17 protein-coding genes are annotated in these 16,426 nt (G+C 37.8%); 15 read left to right on the top strand and 2 right to left on the bottom strand.

Annotated elements, in window-relative coordinates:
- The first annotated feature begins 8 nt into the window (after window positions 1-8).
- From F7984_RS19225 to fabZ, 9 genes are all read left to right on the top strand, one after another.
- Window positions 9-182, top strand: a complete 174-nt coding sequence (locus tag F7984_RS19225; RefSeq protein WP_181162030.1) for a hypothetical protein — start codon at window positions 9-11, stop codon at window positions 180-182.
- Between the two features lie 102 nt (window positions 183-284).
- Window positions 285-1,304: a stage II sporulation protein D gene (spoIID, locus tag F7984_RS17925; RefSeq protein ID WP_066103256.1), complete on the top strand. Its 1,020-nt coding sequence runs from the start codon at window positions 285-287 to the stop codon at window positions 1,302-1,304.
- A 138-nt stretch (window positions 1,305-1,442) separates the two neighbouring features.
- Window positions 1,443-2,300 (top strand): stage II sporulation protein SpoIIQ, encoded by an 858-nt coding sequence (locus F7984_RS17920; RefSeq protein ID WP_225983633.1) that lies wholly within the window; start codon window positions 1,443-1,445, stop codon window positions 2,298-2,300.
- A gap of 339 nt (window positions 2,301-2,639) precedes the next feature.
- Window positions 2,640-2,906 (top strand): sporulation transcriptional regulator SpoIIID, encoded by a 267-nt coding sequence (gene spoIIID, locus F7984_RS17915; protein WP_139892089.1) that lies wholly within the window; start codon window positions 2,640-2,642, stop codon window positions 2,904-2,906.
- A 189-nt stretch (window positions 2,907-3,095) separates the two neighbouring features.
- Complete coding sequence (locus F7984_RS17910; RefSeq protein ID WP_066103249.1) at window positions 3,096-4,097, top strand: rod shape-determining protein; 1,002 nt, start codon at window positions 3,096-3,098, stop codon at window positions 4,095-4,097.
- A gap of 840 nt (window positions 4,098-4,937) precedes the next feature.
- Window positions 4,938-5,771, top strand: a complete 834-nt coding sequence (locus tag F7984_RS17905) for a flagellar hook-basal body protein (RefSeq protein WP_140461885.1) — start codon at window positions 4,938-4,940, stop codon at window positions 5,769-5,771.
- Between the two features lie 37 nt (window positions 5,772-5,808).
- Entirely contained in the window at window positions 5,809-6,654 is an 846-nt protein-coding gene (locus F7984_RS17900) for a flagellar hook-basal body protein (RefSeq protein ID WP_140461884.1), read from the top strand.
- A gap of 12 nt (window positions 6,655-6,666) precedes the next feature.
- Window positions 6,667-6,954, top strand: coding sequence for a DNA-directed RNA polymerase subunit beta (locus tag F7984_RS17895; protein ID WP_066105709.1), 288 nt, complete (start codon window positions 6,667-6,669; stop codon window positions 6,952-6,954).
- Between the two features lie 704 nt (window positions 6,955-7,658).
- Window positions 7,659-8,093, top strand: coding sequence for a 3-hydroxyacyl-ACP dehydratase FabZ (fabZ, locus tag F7984_RS17890; RefSeq protein WP_140461883.1), 435 nt, complete (start codon window positions 7,659-7,661; stop codon window positions 8,091-8,093).
- Window positions 8,094-8,170: 77 nt separating this feature from the next.
- Here the strand turns inward: fabZ and F7984_RS17885 are convergent, their stop codons facing one another.
- Window positions 8,171-9,244, bottom strand: coding sequence for an SDR family oxidoreductase (locus tag F7984_RS17885; RefSeq protein ID WP_375138416.1), 1,074 nt, complete (start codon window positions 9,242-9,244; stop codon window positions 8,171-8,173).
- A gap of 351 nt (window positions 9,245-9,595) precedes the next feature.
- Here F7984_RS17885 and F7984_RS17880 point away from each other — a divergent pair, with 351 nt between their 5' ends.
- On the top strand, window positions 9,596-9,982 hold the full coding sequence (locus F7984_RS17880; RefSeq protein ID WP_140461881.1) for a hypothetical protein: 387 nt from the start codon (window positions 9,596-9,598) through the stop codon (window positions 9,980-9,982).
- A gap of 34 nt (window positions 9,983-10,016) precedes the next feature.
- Here the strand turns inward: F7984_RS17880 and F7984_RS17875 are convergent, their stop codons facing one another.
- Window positions 10,017-10,427 (bottom strand): YwpF family protein, encoded by a 411-nt coding sequence (locus tag F7984_RS17875; protein ID WP_139892094.1) that lies wholly within the window; start codon window positions 10,425-10,427, stop codon window positions 10,017-10,019.
- 259 nt (window positions 10,428-10,686) lie between these two features.
- Between F7984_RS17875 and F7984_RS17870 the strand changes: the two genes are divergently transcribed.
- From F7984_RS17870 to F7984_RS17850, 5 genes are all read left to right on the top strand, one after another.
- Window positions 10,687-11,061, top strand: coding sequence for a single-stranded DNA-binding protein (locus tag F7984_RS17870; protein ID WP_140461880.1), 375 nt, complete (start codon window positions 10,687-10,689; stop codon window positions 11,059-11,061).
- The gene (locus tag F7984_RS17865) at window positions 11,058-11,246 is read left to right on the top strand and encodes a hypothetical protein (protein ID WP_066105730.1); all 189 of its coding nucleotides are present in this window, start codon (window positions 11,058-11,060) and stop codon (window positions 11,244-11,246) included. The genes F7984_RS17870 and F7984_RS17865 overlap by 4 nt, the downstream gene beginning before the upstream one ends.
- Window positions 11,247-12,514: 1,268 nt before the next feature.
- The gene (locus F7984_RS17860) at window positions 12,515-12,796 is read left to right on the top strand and encodes a lichenicidin A2 family type 2 lantibiotic (protein WP_140461879.1); all 282 of its coding nucleotides are present in this window, start codon (window positions 12,515-12,517) and stop codon (window positions 12,794-12,796) included.
- Between the two features lie 191 nt (window positions 12,797-12,987).
- On the top strand, window positions 12,988-13,218 hold the full coding sequence (locus F7984_RS17855) for a bacteriocin leader domain-containing protein (RefSeq protein ID WP_140461878.1): 231 nt from the start codon (window positions 12,988-12,990) through the stop codon (window positions 13,216-13,218).
- A gap of 89 nt (window positions 13,219-13,307) precedes the next feature.
- Window positions 13,308-16,421: a type 2 lanthipeptide synthetase LanM family protein gene (locus F7984_RS17850; RefSeq protein ID WP_140461877.1), complete on the top strand. Its 3,114-nt coding sequence runs from the start codon at window positions 13,308-13,310 to the stop codon at window positions 16,419-16,421.
- Window positions 16,422-16,426 lie beyond the last annotated feature (5 nt).

Here is a 16,426-nt window from a genome sequence, read left to right as displayed (position 1 = left end):
TTTTTAGTTTGAAAGACAAAAGCGTATCGACCATAATAAAACTTATTTTAATTGTTTGCTTAGCGGTTTTAATCTTTAAGGTAGCTAAGATTTTATTTGATGTTTTATTGTTTGGAATCATTCTATATATTTTATTTAGTCTTTACAGAAACTATGAAAAGAAAAAGAAGAATCATTCCTAATAAATAGTTTGCCCCTCTTAACTATTTATAGACATATTCATATAAGAGAATTCATACATATGAAGTGTTGGACAGTTAACTGAATAGAGGGGAGACTACTATATGAAGCATTGGAAACCGATTATTTTTGCTATTAGTCTTGTTGCAGCCGTTACTATTATGATTCCCACACTCCTGGTCGCACCTTTTAATGATGATGAAGCAGAGGCTGAGCAGCACGTGTTAAGGGAACCGAAACAGCAGCCGGAGAAAAAGGCCGAGATACAAACAACCATCCAAGTGTACAGAAACACTCAAAAGACGGTGGAGGCTGTAGATTTGGAGGAATACGTAGCTGGTGTAGTTGCGGCTGAAATGCCTGCTAATTTCGAGTTAGAGGCATTAAAGGCACAAGCCCTGACAGCCAGAACGTTTATCGTAAAGGCACTTACAGCCACAACGAAGAAGGAAATTCCAAAGGGTGCCGATATAACGGATACTGTGAATGATCAGGTCTATTTAAATGATAAAGAGTTAAAAGCTGCCTGGGGAAATAAATATCAAACGAATATGCAAAAGATTAAAGAGGCCGTTTCCGCAACGAAAGGGCAGCTTTTAACCTATAAGGAAGAATTAATTACTCCATCTTTTTTCTCAACCAGCAATGGATACACCGAGAACTCAGAAGATTACTGGCCGAATGCACTTCCATACCTGCGCAGTGTGGCCAGTCCCTGGGATGAGAAATCCCCAAAATATTTAAGCGAAACAACGATATCGTTATCAGAGTTTGAACGTCTCCTAAATGTGAAGGTTGCGAGCAAAGAGGATGTTGGCAAGATAATTAGCCGAACAGAAGGAAATCGAATTGGAGAAATCGAGATAGGCGGTAAACGTCTCACTGGTAAAAAGGTAAGAGAGCAGCTTGGCCTTAAATCAAGTGATTTCTCCTGGTACAAAAAGGGCGACCAAGTTGTAATCACGACAAAGGGCTACGGTCATGGAGTAGGAATGAGTCAGTATGGAGCGAACGGAATGGCACAGTCAGGTAAATCCTATAAGGATATCATCTCCTACTATTATAAAGACGTAAAAATATCACAGGCAACAGCCTACCTGCCTACGTATACAGCGAAGAAGTGAACTGACCAGAGCCTTTGTATAGGCTCTTTTTTATTTTCTTCTTATAAATAAATTATTTCATGCATAATTTCAGCTTGTATTACAAAAGATATAAATTTTTTCACCGCCCATGTATATATTTTCTGAAAAGTGTTCAGAATGATGACAGAGGTGATGAAAATGAGAGAGGAAGAAAATAAACGATCTTCTCAGTCAAAAGTAAAAAGTATAATGAAAAAGCGTTGGTTTTTGCCGGCAGTTTATATTTTTAGTGCAGCGGTCCTTTTGACAGGTATTTTAGTTTATCAAGCAAGCGATAATGAATTTACGCAAGATCCATCTGAGAACAAACAAAACATTACGTCTGAAAATAATGAGCCATCTATTGAAGTGAACAATTCGCTGGAAACCTTCACAATTCCAATGAGCGAGGCAGAGTCTGCTGTCATTAAAAAGGAATTTTATGATGTGGATGGAGATACAAAGCAACAGGAAGCATCCCTTGTTGTCTATAATAATACGTATCAGCCTAACACAGGAATCGACTATGCCATGAAGGATGGAAAAGGCTTTGATGTTACGGCTTCTATGAGCGGAAAAGTGAAAAGTGTGCAGGAAGATGCATTACTCGGTAACTTAGTTGTTGTTGAGCACGATAAAGGGATAGAAACTCATTATTCCTCCATTAAGGATATTAAAGTAAAAGAGGGAGACAACCTTAAACAAGGTGAAACCTTTGCCAAAGGCGGAACAAGTGCTATTAATGAAGAAGCTGGCACCCATGTCCATTTCGAAGTGAGAAAAGATAATGTTGCTGTCAACCCGTTAGAGTATCTTGATAAACCAATCAGTTCTTTGAAAGCTGAGAAAAAGGAAGCCGATACAAAGGCTAAAGATTCAGCTGATCAAGAAAAAGAAGAAACAACTGAAAATCAAGATGATGCAGGTAATGAAACATCTGAGGACTCAAATGAGAATCAAGAGTCCAATCCAAATCAAGAACCAGGTAACGAATAAAGAAAATGCCTTCAGGCTCTATTGTCTGGAGGCATTTTTTTCGACGTATTGCCTGTTATTTCTCGGGAAATAGTGCAGGAAAAAAAGTTGTCGAATAGGCTTAAATGGCACGAAAACCAAAGAAGTCTTGTCCTTATTGCATGTTTTGTGCATAAAAGTGGAACCAAGCTAATAAACTTTTACAAACCTGACACATAGAGAATGCAAGAGGTGAAGACTCGTTAAATCTATCAGGAATCCAAGACAATGAATTACTCATTCATAAAAATACATACTAAAGGCTGCAATACAGCGAATCAACATCTCGTACTTCTCAAAAAAATAGGGAGGGCGAGGGAATTGCACGATTACATCAAAGAAAGAACTATCAAGATTGGAAAGTATATCGTGGAAACGAGAAAAACAGTTCGCGTAATCGCGAAGGAGTTTGGTGTATCCAAAAGTACTGTCCATAAAGATCTAACTGAACGACTGCCAGATATAAATCCGGAATTGGCTAATGAGGTTAAGGAAATACTTGATTATCATAAATCAATCAGGCATTTAAGAGGCGGAGAAGCAACCAAGCAGAAGTATAAAAAAACAGAGGAAGAGCCGGTTCAGTAATTGAATAACAGGAGGAAGGGGCCGGAGGAAATCAACGGCCTTTTTAATTTGAGTCATATTCCCTACACTGTTCCTGAATATGGCAGATTTTTTGGTAATATAGTTCCTTTTGTTCTACAAAATATGATAAAATTTTTAATTAGTACAGTAGAAGGAATTGTAGAGTTCCTTGAGGAGGATAATTAGGTTATGTTTTCGAGAGATATTGGAATCGATTTAGGTACTGCAAATGTACTCATTTATGTAAAGGGTAAAGGAATTGTGCTGAATGAGCCATCTGTCGTAGCCTTGGATAAGAATACTAATCGTGTATTAGCTGTTGGAGAAGAAGCACGCCGTATGGTTGGCCGTACTCCAGGACATATTGTTGCCATTCGACCGCTTAAAGATGGAGTGATTGCTGACTTTGATGTAACGGAATCCATGTTAAAATACTTCATTAACAAATTGGACGTAAAAGGATTCTTATCAAAACCACGTATCTTGATTTGCTGTCCAACTAATATTACAAGCGTTGAACAAAAAGCGATTCGTGAAGCAGCAGAGAAAAGTGGCGGCAAAAAGATTTACCTTGAGGAAGAGCCAAAGGTAGCGGCAATCGGCGCAGGTATGGACATCTTCCAACCAAGCGGTAACATGGTCATCGATATCGGCGGAGGCACAACTGACATTGCCGTATTATCAATGGGGGATATCGTTACATCAGCATCCATAAAAATGGCTGGTGACAAATTTGATGCCGAGATTCTAAATTACATCAAACGTACATACAAGCTTTTAATCGGAGAGCGTACAGCTGAAGATATAAAAGTGAAAGTTGCGACCGTTTTTAAAGGTTCCCGTAATGAAACTATTGATATTCGCGGACGTGATATGGTGACAGGGCTACCAAAAACCATCACAGTTGGTTCAGAAGAAATCGAAGAGGCATTACGTGAGTCCATTCATGTCATTGTTCATGCAGCAAAATCTGTGTTGGAGCAAACACCTCCAGAACTATCCGCTGATATTATTGATCGCGGAGTAATTCTAACAGGCGGCGGAGCTCTGCTTCACGGCATGGACATGTTATTGGCTGAAGAACTAAAGGTACCTGTATTAATCGCAGAAAATCCAATGGATTGCGTAGCAATAGGAACAGGTATGATGCTTGATAATATTGATCGAATCACTCGCCGTAAATTAGTATAATCACCAGGCAATATAAAACCAGTTCAGTTGATGAACTGGTTTTTTTGTATGGGTAAGGGATGTCCTCTTGTGGAGGGCAATGCCGTGCGTGGGAATGATTCATCTATGCTGCGACCTGTGCCTGTGTAAAGGCAGGTGAAAGGCAGGTGAAAGGCAGGTGAAAGGTAGGTGAGAGGTTGTAGTGAAGCAGGTATGGTCCGCCTATGCCCTGGCTATGAGGCACCTATACCCGGGTATAGGCCGGTCAAAGGTAGGTGAAAGGCAGAGGAAAGCAGGTATGGTCCACCTATGCCCTGGCTATGAGGTACCTATACCCGGGTAAAGGTCGGTCAAAGGTAGGTGAAAGGCAGAGGAAAGCAGGTATGGTCCACCTATGCCCTGGCTATGAGGCACCTATACCCGGGTATAGGTCGGTCAAAGGTAGGTGAAAGGTAGAGGAAAGCAGGTATGGTCCACCTATGCCCTGGCTATGAGGCACCTATACCCGGGTATAGGTCGGTCAAAGGTAGGTGAAAGGTAGAGGAAAGCAGGTATGGTCCACCTATGCCCTGGCTATGAGGCACCTATACCCGGGTATAGGTCGGTCAAAGGTAGGTGAAGGGTAGAGGAAAGCAGCTATGCTCCGCCTATGCCCCGGCTATGGAGCGCCTATACCCGACCTATGCAACACCTCTACAACATCTCTCCTTCCACACAACTCCAGTTAACACTACAAAGTCCACATATACTCCCCCTATGTCGAGAGAAATCGGTTTTTAGGAAAAAAGTCCGTATCTTATAAAATTATTCCCTATATAATGGTAATATGGGTGTTTGTTAGGCCTATTTGGGGGTGGAGAAATGTTTAAAGGATTCTATACAGCGGCATCCGGTATGCTGGCTCAGCAACGCAAAACGGAGCTGCTTGCAAATAATTTAGCGAATGCCAATACGGTCGGATATAAAGAGGATCAAGCGAGTGTACGCTCATTTCCAGAAATGCTGCTTAGCAGTTATGAAAAAGTGAATCTTCCCGTTGAGGAATCAGTATCCATCAATCATTCAAAATATGTGGGTGCATTGAACACGGGTGTTTATGTACAAGAGACTATCCCGTCTTTTTCACAGGGTGATGTTAAAACAACCGACAATACTACGGACATGGCTATTGTAGATCAAGCTATGCCTATTGATCCTGAAAGGAATCAACCGGGTACGGCCCTGTTTACAGTTGAGACTCCTGATGGCTTGAGATATACACGAAACGGGAATTTTACATTAGATGGCTCAGGCTATTTAACAACTGCTAACGGTTATTATGTCCTAGATGAGAATAGGGAACGTATCCTTTTAAACTCCGAAAATTTTGCGATTAGTTCTCAGGGTGAGATATCTGAGGGAACATTGAATAGAGGACGAATTGGAATAAGCTTTAGCGCTACTCCAACGGCACAGCTCATCAAGGAAGGCGATGGATTATACCGGATCAATGAAGGAGAGCTGCCTTCTGCCTATACATTAAATAATGTTCAATTTGCTGTTCAACAAGGTTCAATTGAACAGTCCAATGTGGATTCATCCAAAACAATGACTGATATGATGGCTGCCTATCGTACATTTGAAGCCAATCAAAAGATTGTACAAGCCTATGATCAAAGCATGCAAAAAACCGTCAATGAAATAGGTAAGCTGTAATCGATAAAGAGCTGAATGAAGAGGAGGGTAAATAAGGATGAATCGAATGATGATAACCTCATCAAATACAATGGGGCAGCTGCAAAAGAAGTTGGAAACAGTTTCGAATAATATCTCAAATACTTCGACGACCGGTTTTAAAAGAAAAGATACCTATTTCTCAGACATGCTTGCTCAGGAATTCAATAATCAGGAGCGAACTGAGAAGGAAAAAGGCCGATTGACGCCAAATGGTATTCGAGTGGGTGTTGGCGCAAAAATGATTCAGTCTCAGCTTAATTTGGCACAGGGTAATCTGCAAAAAACGGAACGTGACTTGGATGTCGCTCTTACTAATGAGAATTTATTTTTTGCCATTCGCACGGCAGATGGCACTAGCAGTCAGCTTGGTTACACAAGGGATGGGGCTTTTTATCTTAGTCCAGCTTCTGATGGATCTAATCATGTGCAACTAGTAACATCAAATGGCAGTGCAGTATTGGATGAAAATAATCAGGAAATTAGGATAAATGGTAACCCTAGTGACATAACATTTACAGATAAAGGCCAGCTAAATGTCGCTACTGAAAATGGGATGCAATCATTTAATCTGGGGATTATCTCCGTCAAGAAGCCTCAATTTATGGAAATGATAAATAATAATACTTTCACTCTTCCGAAAAATATGGCACAATTGGATGTATCAGAAAACGACATATATACCCAACTAACCGGTGCTTTTAGAGATGAAATTTCTATGGTTCAAGGAAACTTGGAACAATCTAATGTCGATATTAGTACTGAGATGACAGAAATGATGCAAACTCAGAGGTTATATCAATTTCAATCACGGACGGTTAGTATGGCCGATCAAATGATGGGGTTGGTCAACGGTATTCGTTAAAGGAGTAAAAGAATGCAAGCGTTGGTTAATAATAAAAGTGAGCAGACTGAGTCTGAACCAAACAGTCGAATAGATAGAAAAAAACTGGGTAATGATCAAAAAATCAAAATCCGGTTAGTGCCACTTTGGGCTCGTATTATAATTGTCCTTGTGTTGACGATGATGGCCCTTGTTGGTGGAGCCATGGTTGGCTATTCCGTTATGGGTGATGGAAAAGCAATGGATGTTTTTAAGAAATCTACATGGACTCATATCGTTGATTTGGTCAATAAGGACACGACGGAGAATAAAGACAAATAATACGGGCAGGAAGGCAAGATATATCCCTTCCTGTTTTTTATTAGGTAGGAGAAGTTTGATGAAAAGTGGTCTTACCACTTTCGCGTCTCATTACATTTGTCGCGGGCTACAGGATGTAGGTCATGAAGACGTTGTCACAGGACGTGGCGCATTTAGTCTTCGTTCCTTGTTTAAGGCCTTCAGCTTTTTGATTTAATCCAGCTTCGACTCCTAGGAGCTCGAGTCATAAGCAAATACTCTACGGGAGAGAACCTTCCCTCCGAGTATTCGTCTTATGCTTGTCGCGGGCCTACAGGATGTAGGTCATGAAGACGTGGCCAAAGGACGTGGCGCATTTAGTCTTCGTTCATTGAATAAGGCCCTTCAGCTTTATAGTGTAATCCAGCTTCGACGGCTAGAAGCTCAGGACATAAGCATGACCTCGGCAGGAGGAAGAACACCTCCTTCCGATGTCCTGTCTTATGCTCCTCGCGAGCCTACAGGATGTAGGTCATGAAGACGTTGCCACAGGACGTAGCGCATTTAGTCTTCGTTCATTGAATAAGGCCCTTCAGCTTTATAGTGTAATCCAGCTTCGACGGCTAGAAGCTCAGGACATAAGCATGACCTCGGCAGGAGGAAGAACACCTCCTTCCGATGTCCTGTCTTATGCTCCTCGCTTCTGAGCAAGCCGTCTCAGCTTTATAAATAAAGGGGGAAATTATATGTTAGATGTTCAGCAAATTAAGGAGATTATTCCGCATCGGTATCCGTTTTTGTTGGTTGATCAGATTTTGGAGGTTGATGAGGGGAAGCGGGCAGTTGGGGTTAAGAATGTGACGGCGAATGAGGAGTTTTTTAATGGTCATTTTCCGGATTATCCAGTTATGCCGGGGGTGCTGATTGTGGAGGCGCTGGCTCAAGTGGGAGCGGTGGCTGTTCTGATTAAAGAGGAAAATAAGGGGAGGCTTGCATTTTTTGCCGGTATTGATAAATGCCGCTTTAAGAGACAGGTGCGTCCTGGTGACCAACTGCGTTTGGAAGTAGAATTGACAAGAGTGCGCGGTCCGATTGGAAAAGGAATTGGCAGGGCGACTGTGAATGGCGAGTTGGCTTGTGAAGCCGAAATAACGTTTGCTTTAGGCGATGAGAAGTCCTAACATCTTCTTTTTTTCTTTTCATAAAGAGAATCAGAAAGCAGAAGGTCAACAAAGGCCTTCTGCTTTTTCAATATTGCTTACTTATTTTGCATGAAGGTTGCTAATAGGCAAGCGCCAATCCCGGCTACCAGTACGGAAGTTAGGACTGGGTGTTTGGATGCTTTCACATAATAGCTTGTTTCACGGATCCAGCCTTTATTGGTGCCGCGTTCATGCAATCCGTATCCAGCTTTGTACAGGGCGCTATCCTCCGGTGGGTTGGATGGACGGTCATCATGCTGTGTATGGTACATAGTCTTTTCCACAAATTTATCGGTAAACCTTGGGGCAAACCTGCCTAGCATAGCCAGGAATTTAGCCTGAGATCCAACATACATATCACGTTTTGGATGCTCTGCGGCAAAGAGGATGGCCTCGGCTACTGTTTCAGGTGCATAGATCATTCCTATATGAGTCGGCTGCTTTTCCAGATAACTGCGAGCGTGCTCATTGTATGGTGTATCGATTCTTCCGGGGTGAATGAGCGTCACAGAAATTGGAGCGTTTTCTTTCTCGAGCTCCATTCGCAGGTTTTCCGTCCAGCCATGCAAAGCAAATTTGGCAGAGGAGTAGGTGGACTGGATAACGGTTCCCCTATCACCAAAGAAACTGCCGATATTAATAATGGCACCAGGGCCACCACGTGTTTTATAATGCTCGACCGCGATTCTGGATCCGTAAACGACACCCCAAAAAACAGTATCAAACATACGTCGCATATCTTTTATGCTGACTTCGGTTGTTGTTCCATAAATCGAAACACCAGCATTGTTTACCCATGTATCAAAGCCGCCATAATTCAAGATGGCTGTTTCAGCAATTTTAAGGACATCCTCTTCAACTCCAACATCTGCAGCAACCCAGACTGCTTCATGCCCCTTGCTTTTCAATTCGTAGACTAATTCCTGGAGGGCATCTTTATTCCGGGCCGCCACGACAACCTTAGCTCCTTTTTCAGCTGCCATCCGTGCCGTAACAAGCCCAATCCCGCTGGAAGCACCAGTAATAACAATTACCTGGTCTTTCAGGTCCTTTAAATGGAGTCTCTTCATAGATTGATCTTTCATCTGTTCGACTTTTTTTATATCCATAAAGTTTTCCTCGCTTATGATGTATGCCTTTTACCTTGAGGCCTTTATGCAAAATGCTTTCAGGAACTCTGGCTGTATTAGTATGAACCATCCAATCAATAAAAATTAGGGTAAGCATAAGCTGAAATAAGAGAAGTTTATTTTACGGTGAAGGCAATTTTCGCAAATACGTTTAGAATTTACCTGTTTGTGTTATTAAAGGAATATAAGCTAGTGTATATGCACTGGCACGTGGATAACCATATCACTTCTCCCTATTTGAAGGCCCAAATGTTTGGGCCTGCTTTTTTTTGCCCATCATAATCTGTCCTCTTCTGGGTAATCTAAAAACAGACCTGATCAGGTCATAAATGTATGAAAGGAGCATGCCGAATGCAGAAGTTTTATAAAGCGATTATGGGGGTTGCGTTGGCATCTGTATTAATGGTGGGGTGTAATAATAACGATGACAATAACCCGCCTCCAGAACGTAACAACAACCAAGAGCAAAATAACGGAACGAACGATAATAATGGGATAGATACGAACGAAAGCACAAAAGATAATAACGGTATGAATGGCAACAATAACAATAATGGCAATGGTATCAACGGTAACGATGATAATAATGGTATGAATGATACTAATGATAATGGTCAAGATTCTGAGTTAGATACAGATGTAAGAGAAGATGGGGATAGAATCAGGAACGATGCAGATCGAGGCGCAGACGATATCCTTGATAACAACAATAACAATGGTAAAGATAAAAATAAGTAACAAGTTTAAGCTGGCGAGGTAATCTCGCCAGCTGTTATTTATTACCCAGGCCTTCTTTAAAGGCGTTTTTTAAATCCTCACCATTATATCCTTCATCTACTAGTGTATCCAATAGGAATTCAACGGCTTCTCTTCTGCGATTGCGAATCTTTGCCCGAAACAGGATGCTGGCGAATTGATCCATCTTGCGGACATCAGCGATAGTTGCATCGAAGTAGGCAGGGATATTATCCTTCTTTGTGATGATACAGCTAACGGTAAGCTTGTCAGTATCAGCAGTGATTTCCTTGAAAAGATTGAAATGTTCATAATCAACGACTGCCTCAATAAGCCAAGTGTTTGCCTCATTTTCTTTATTAATAATTAATCCGTCTAGGATATGTAATTCGGTTGGATGCTGATTGTCTGGAAGTAACTGCAAGGAAACTAACTTAAAGGTTTTCATCAACTTACCTCCAATTTTAAATTATTATATGTTCATTATAGCATGGTAAAAAAAAGAAAAAATATTTATATTGTTTGTCGAAGAGTTTGTTAAATAATTCACAGATTATAAATATTGATTACAAACACCATATTTATATATTCAAAAAGGAAATTTGAGTGAAAATCTCCCTCTAAAGTCCCAAATCGCCTCTTTTACTTTTAACCATAACTCTTTTATGATACCTCTGTAAGCTATATAAAAGAGAGGTGAAGGTAGTATGTTAAATCAGGTTGCGCTTGTTGGAAGGCTGACGAAGGATCCTGATCTGCGTTATACACCGGAAGGCAAAGCTGTATCAAACATTACTTTGGCCGTTACGAGGAATTTTAAGAATGCAGATGGCGAGTATGGGACGGACTTTGTAAACTGCACAATTTGGAATCGGGCAGCTGAAAATACAGCATCCTATTGTCAAAAAGGTTCTGTAGTCAGTATTGTTGGAAGAATTCATACACGTAATTATGAGAATCCAGAAGGTAAACGTACGTATGTAACAGAAGTTATAGTGGAAAGTGTTAACTTTTTAGATCGTAAACGGGTGAATAACCTTCATGAAGGCAGTCTGGAAACGAACGCAGTGCCTATTTTATGAACGAGCGGGAAGTAGTCGCTGATTTAATCCGAATCGTTGGCAGTGTAAATAGCCGTGTATCCAAAAGTGAGTCAGATTTGAGAAAAATCGAACAGACTCTGCAAATCCTCATAAAAGAATTGTCTAACATGAAGGAGCTTCAATATCAATTATGTGAACAAACGTATCAACTCCACGAACATTAATCCCTCACAAACATAATCTGCACACAAAATGCCTCCAATACACTTATAAAAGTTTTATCCCCTCTTGATAGCCGCCACTGCGCGGCTTTTTTCATGTGAACATATGATGTCATATGTGGAAATTAACATAAAATGTCATTGATTTTTTGTATTTTGTCCCATGACTTTACTATAAAGAGTCACATTTACAGAAGCTAGCCCCTTGGTAATGAAGACTTTGTGTCATTATCAATAATTCTGTAATAAAAAAAGCTGGGTAAATACAATTTTTATAGAAATGGCCTCTTTGTTATCAATCGCTACAAGGAGATCATGCCTTCATTCATATAGGTGCTGTTAGCTCCCCTAATTGCCTCTCTTGATATCTACTGGGTAATCCATTATCTTCTCTGTTACTTCAGGTAAACTTCTTATGGGACTTTACAGTTAGTAAATCCGTTATAACTGAGTAATAATAAAACGCACGCTGGAATTCAGCATGCGTTTAATCAAATATATTAAGCATATAATATGTCACCAAAATATTTCTACTTTAGCCTTTATATCTTCTTCACGCAATTCTTTTTGTCACGTGTGAGTAAACTATAAGAGTAGTCCGGTTGTCCATATGGCTCAAGCGTTCTCTGACATAACAAAGCCTTGTTCTTATTGAACTAAAGGGGCATAGGTGGAAGAAGGACTTTAAATAATAAGCAATTTTACCTGACCTCGCTATATTCCTTCGAAGAAAAATATAATGATTGTCCCTTTATTATATATGTAAATGCTCGAGTTGATAATAGAATTGAAAAATTTATATAATTAAACCAGCACCTGTAAAATTAACAAATTTTAATAACTTCTTACCCATCATATCTTATGTAAATCATAAGGTAATTATAATTTATAATTAATAGTAGACGCTAAAATCTTATCGGCTTTTATTAAAAAACCATGTAAATTGCTTTACTAAAGTAATTTACATGTTTTTTTGTTTTAAGATCATGCTAAAAGATTTGGAAAGACTTTTCAAACGAAAAGATACACTATTATCTTTTATTTTAAACTATTAGATGTAAATTGATTAATTCCTAAGTATGAAATTTACAAATATAGAATTAGATGAATACTTAGCAAGTATTATTTAGAATTTACTACTAAAAATAAATAACTCAATAATATTTTGAATAGATAAAATGTTAAATACACTTAACAAAAATATATTGATTTATTACCAACATTATCCTATTATGGTTTTGTAAGGAAAAATAAAAAAGGAGAGATGTAAAATGACAAACGAACAAAAAATTATGATGTGGAAAAACCCGGCAATGAGAAAAGAAATGGAATTATCTAATGAACATCCATGTGGCAAGGGGTTTCAAGAGCTTTCTCTGGATGAAATGATCGGAGTTAATGGAGCTTCAGAGTACACTCCTAATGCTATTACTACCCCAGTTTGTGTAGTGACTATACCAGTTTCTGTAAAATACTGTGTGCCAGCAACTATTAGTGCAACTGCTTCTGCTATAAGTGGTATTGTTACTTTTAATAAAGGCTGTTTAGGATAATTACATAGACTCATCAACTTCATAGTTTATGTAATATAATCTATTATTTTATTTACTTTTCTATGCCACTCCTACGACACTCCTACGACACTTCTAATGTGTAACCTCGACGTAGCTACATTGACACATTCTAAAAACAATCTAGATATAATTATTGGAAAGATTTATGGATGAAAGGATGAGACAAATATATGAGTTCCGAAGAAATTATTATGAGATGGAAGAATCCAGAGTTGAGAGATGGTACAAGTATTTCACATCCATCAGGACTAGGGTTTCAAGAATTAGATTTGAAAGAAATATCTAGTGTTTGTGGGGGAAATGGAGAAATTCAACCACAAGGTACTCCAGCTGCTACAGTCATTTCAGCACTAGCAAGTTTTGTAGGTTCCTATTTAGTAACTGCTGTTTTTTGTAAGTAATCCAAGATACTTAGAAAAATAAGCTAGACTAATAATAATTAGTTTTAGCTTATTTTTCTATCAATACTACTTATGAGGAGTGTGGTAGAATGCTGGTAAAAAGAGAAATATTACCTATTAATTATCTAAATTCATTATGGATCAAAGAAAAATATCCATTATATCAAAACTCTTCTACGTCTTTATCTGAGAAAGAATATAAAGCCTGGAGGAATAGGAAGAACATAGTGTCTGATGAATCTTTTTCATTAATGTTAAGTGAGTGGAACTATGAAGAAGAAATATTCTCGAACTGCCTAATGAGAAATGAGGAAGATAAGACAGGAGAAATATGTGAATATCTATTAAAAGCTGAATGGTTTCAGTTATACAAAGAGGCAATTGAATTAGTTGAGGTTAATAATACTAAATATGATTCAAACCTTGGATTTAGTTATATACTCCGCCCTTTCACACTGTTTTTAGGAAATAAACTCTCCAAATTCATTGAAAGTAAAGATGTATTTCGTTATTTTGACTTAGATACATTGATGGCAGGGTTTATTGATAGTCTTGGCCAAATTGCACATAAAAGTCTAGTTCTCGAACTTAATGTATCTAGATTAAGAAATGAACTAACTGGAACTAGCTCCGAAGAAAGATTTCATTCATTCAATGAGAGATTTTATGACTTAGATATTTTAATCGCCTTCTATGAAGAGTACCAAGTTTTGAGTAGAATCTTAGCAACTAAGACCCTGTTTTTTTACAAAAATACTATAGAGTTCATTGACAGGTTTCTTCTACATAAGGAAGAAATATATTCTAAATTCAACTTATCATCTAATGATTTTATTAAGACGATTACATTTGGAGAAGGAGATTCGCATCAACAAGGTAGGAATGTTTTTAGAATAGAATTTGAATCAACTAAACATCTCTTCTATAAACCGAGGAATACAGATATTGGAAATGCTTATCAGGACTATCTTAATTGGATTAATCAATATGAAGATGTGCTCGAAATGGCTACTTACAGAATATTAGGGTACAAAGATTACTCGTTTGAAGAAATTGTGGAGAAAAAGGGTTGTGATAGTGAGGAAGAAGTTCGAAATTTTTACATAAGATTTGGACAACTCTTGGCAATAGTGTATTCCTTAAATGGAACCGATATGCATATGGAGAATATAATCGCCAGTGGTTCTAATCCAATTATTGTCGATTTTGAGACTTTATTACATAATAGTATTTTGTTTAATTGGTCTGATTCTGCGTATGTTAATGCAAGTTATGAAGCTCAAGAATTGGTTAGCAGCACAATGCTGTTACCCATTGAAATAAAAGAGAATCTTTTAAATGATTCAGGTATTGATATGAGTGGGTTAAATGGAAAGTCTCAAAAGCTGCCATATAAAGTTCCAGGTCCAATCAATATAAATTCAGATGAAATGAAATACGGTTTAATTGAATGGACTACTAAGGGAGCCAATAATCTACCTGAGTTAAATGGACAACCTATTGATTATACAAATTATATAGAAGAAATTATAAAAGGTTTTAAGGTTGTTTATTCAGTTATTTTAGCTAATAGGGATTCTTTATTAAAAGAAACAAAGGTACTCTCTAATTTTAATAAATTAAAAGTAAGAATTATCCCAAGAGGTACAACACAATATTTTAATATGATTAATAATACGTATCACCCAGATTATTTAAGGCATGCTTTAGATAGAGAACAAGTTATTGAAAATATATGGTCAGTTCCTTATCAAGCTAAATCAATTATTAAAAGTGAATATGAAGATCTTCTGAATGATGATATCCCAATTTTTTTTAACTATACGAACTCCAAAGACTTAATAGATAGTACTGGAAAGATATATAGAGATGTTTATAAAAGTACTGGATATTCTCTGTTGCTTGATAAAATTAATAAAATGAATGCTGAAGATATGGAGAAGCAGGTTTCGGTTATTGTTGTTAAGACGGGTATGTATGAAAAATTGATTCAAAATGAAGAAAAGAAAGGGAAATCGTGCACCATAAAAGACTCGATAAAAAAAGTAGATGTGAACAACATTGATAATGATATTTTTGTAAACGAAGCAAAAGCAATAGGTGACCACATTTTAAGTAAAGCAATTTATTCAGAAAATGGAGAAACAGTGTCTTGGTTAGGTATAAATGTAGTAAAGGATTCATTTGACATAACTCCAATTACATCTGACTTTTATGATGGACTTTCTGGGTTGTTTCATTTTTATTATTATTTGCATCAAATAACAAAGGAAGATAGATATGAAGATATCTATAGGAAATTATTAAATTCAGCTGAAGAAAGAATGGTTGTTTTAGATGACTACTCTATATTTACAGGGCAACTTTCCTTGTTATACCCATTAGCTAAAATTTCCTATCAAATTAAAGGTGATTCTAAATGGAAAGATCGTTTATTAAAACTATTGAAGTTAGGAGAGGATAATCTTGATAATTTTATTGGTTATGACTGGATGTCGGGAACTACTGGTTTCTTACATTGTGTAATCAATATCTTTGAAGAGAGTAAGGATCCTGAGATTTTAGCATTATGTATTAAATTGGCAAATAAATTGATACGACAGCTGGATAGTACAGATAGATTATTAGGCGGATTTGCGCACGGTAGTAGCTCCGTAGCATATGTATTGATTAGGTTAGGTACAATAACTAAATCAAAGAAATTCTTAGAGAAAGGAAAAAGTCTATTAGAGTTTGATCAATCTCTATTCTCAGAAGGTTGCAATGGTTGGTTAGATATTAGTACCGATGACAATATATGTAGACATCAATGGTGCCATGGGACTGAGGGTATAGGGATAAGTAGATTACTAATATCACAGTTTATAAATGATGAAAGAACAAACACAGAAATTGAGAAAGCATTAGATATAACTCTTAATAGTCCCTATAAATCAGATGATTGCTTATGCCACGGTAATATGGGGACTACTGAATTATTTTTACATGCTTCTCAAATAAAGAATGATAAGTCGTATGAGACAATAGCTAAAAGTTTAGCCCTAAAAGTAATACAAGAATCAAAAGAAAGAGGAAGCTATAAAGATCGATCTATTCCAGGCTTCAGATCTGTTGGAATGTTTACTGGAATAGCTGGAATTGGTTATCAATTACTAAGAATAGCAAATCCAGAAAGTGTTCCTTCTGTGTTGAGTTTCAATTAGTTAAT

This window comes from Pradoshia sp. D12, from assembly GCF_008935075.1.
In the GTDB taxonomy this organism is placed as follows: Bacteria; Bacillota; Bacilli; order Bacillales; family Pradoshiaceae; genus Pradoshia.
The sequence above is the reverse complement of the archived record's forward strand: the minus strand, read 5'-3'. Positions and strand labels throughout refer to the sequence as shown.

What these genes read in the sequence shown, in the direction of transcription:
- spoIID (WP_066103256.1), top strand. Translation starts at nt 285, where the DNA reads ATGAAGCATTGGAAACCGATTATTTTTGCTATTAGTCTTGTTGCAGCC.
- F7984_RS17920 (WP_225983633.1), top strand. Translation starts at nt 1,443, where the DNA reads ATGATGACAGAGGTGATGAAAATGAGAGAGGAAGAAAATAAACGATCT.
- F7984_RS17910 (WP_066103249.1), top strand. Translation starts at nt 3,096, where the DNA reads ATGTTTTCGAGAGATATTGGAATCGATTTAGGTACTGCAAATGTACTC.
- F7984_RS17905 (WP_140461885.1), top strand. Translation starts at nt 4,938, where the DNA reads ATGTTTAAAGGATTCTATACAGCGGCATCCGGTATGCTGGCTCAGCAA.
- F7984_RS17900 (WP_140461884.1), top strand. Translation starts at nt 5,809, where the DNA reads ATGAATCGAATGATGATAACCTCATCAAATACAATGGGGCAGCTGCAA.
- F7984_RS17895 (WP_066105709.1), top strand. Translation starts at nt 6,667, where the DNA reads ATGCAAGCGTTGGTTAATAATAAAAGTGAGCAGACTGAGTCTGAACCA.
- fabZ (WP_140461883.1), top strand. Translation starts at nt 7,659, where the DNA reads ATGTTAGATGTTCAGCAAATTAAGGAGATTATTCCGCATCGGTATCCG.
- F7984_RS17880 (WP_140461881.1), top strand. Translation starts at nt 9,596, where the DNA reads ATGCAGAAGTTTTATAAAGCGATTATGGGGGTTGCGTTGGCATCTGTA.
- F7984_RS17875 (WP_139892094.1), bottom strand. Translation starts at nt 10,427, where the DNA reads ATGAAAACCTTTAAGTTAGTTTCCTTGCAGTTACTTCCAGACAATCAG.
- F7984_RS17870 (WP_140461880.1), top strand. Translation starts at nt 10,687, where the DNA reads ATGTTAAATCAGGTTGCGCTTGTTGGAAGGCTGACGAAGGATCCTGAT.
- F7984_RS17865 (WP_066105730.1), top strand. Translation starts at nt 11,058, where the DNA reads ATGAACGAGCGGGAAGTAGTCGCTGATTTAATCCGAATCGTTGGCAGT.
- F7984_RS17860 (WP_140461879.1), top strand. Translation starts at nt 12,515, where the DNA reads ATGACAAACGAACAAAAAATTATGATGTGGAAAAACCCGGCAATGAGA.
- F7984_RS17855 (WP_140461878.1), top strand. Translation starts at nt 12,988, where the DNA reads ATGAGTTCCGAAGAAATTATTATGAGATGGAAGAATCCAGAGTTGAGA.
- F7984_RS17850 (WP_140461877.1), top strand. Translation starts at nt 13,308, where the DNA reads ATGCTGGTAAAAAGAGAAATATTACCTATTAATTATCTAAATTCATTA.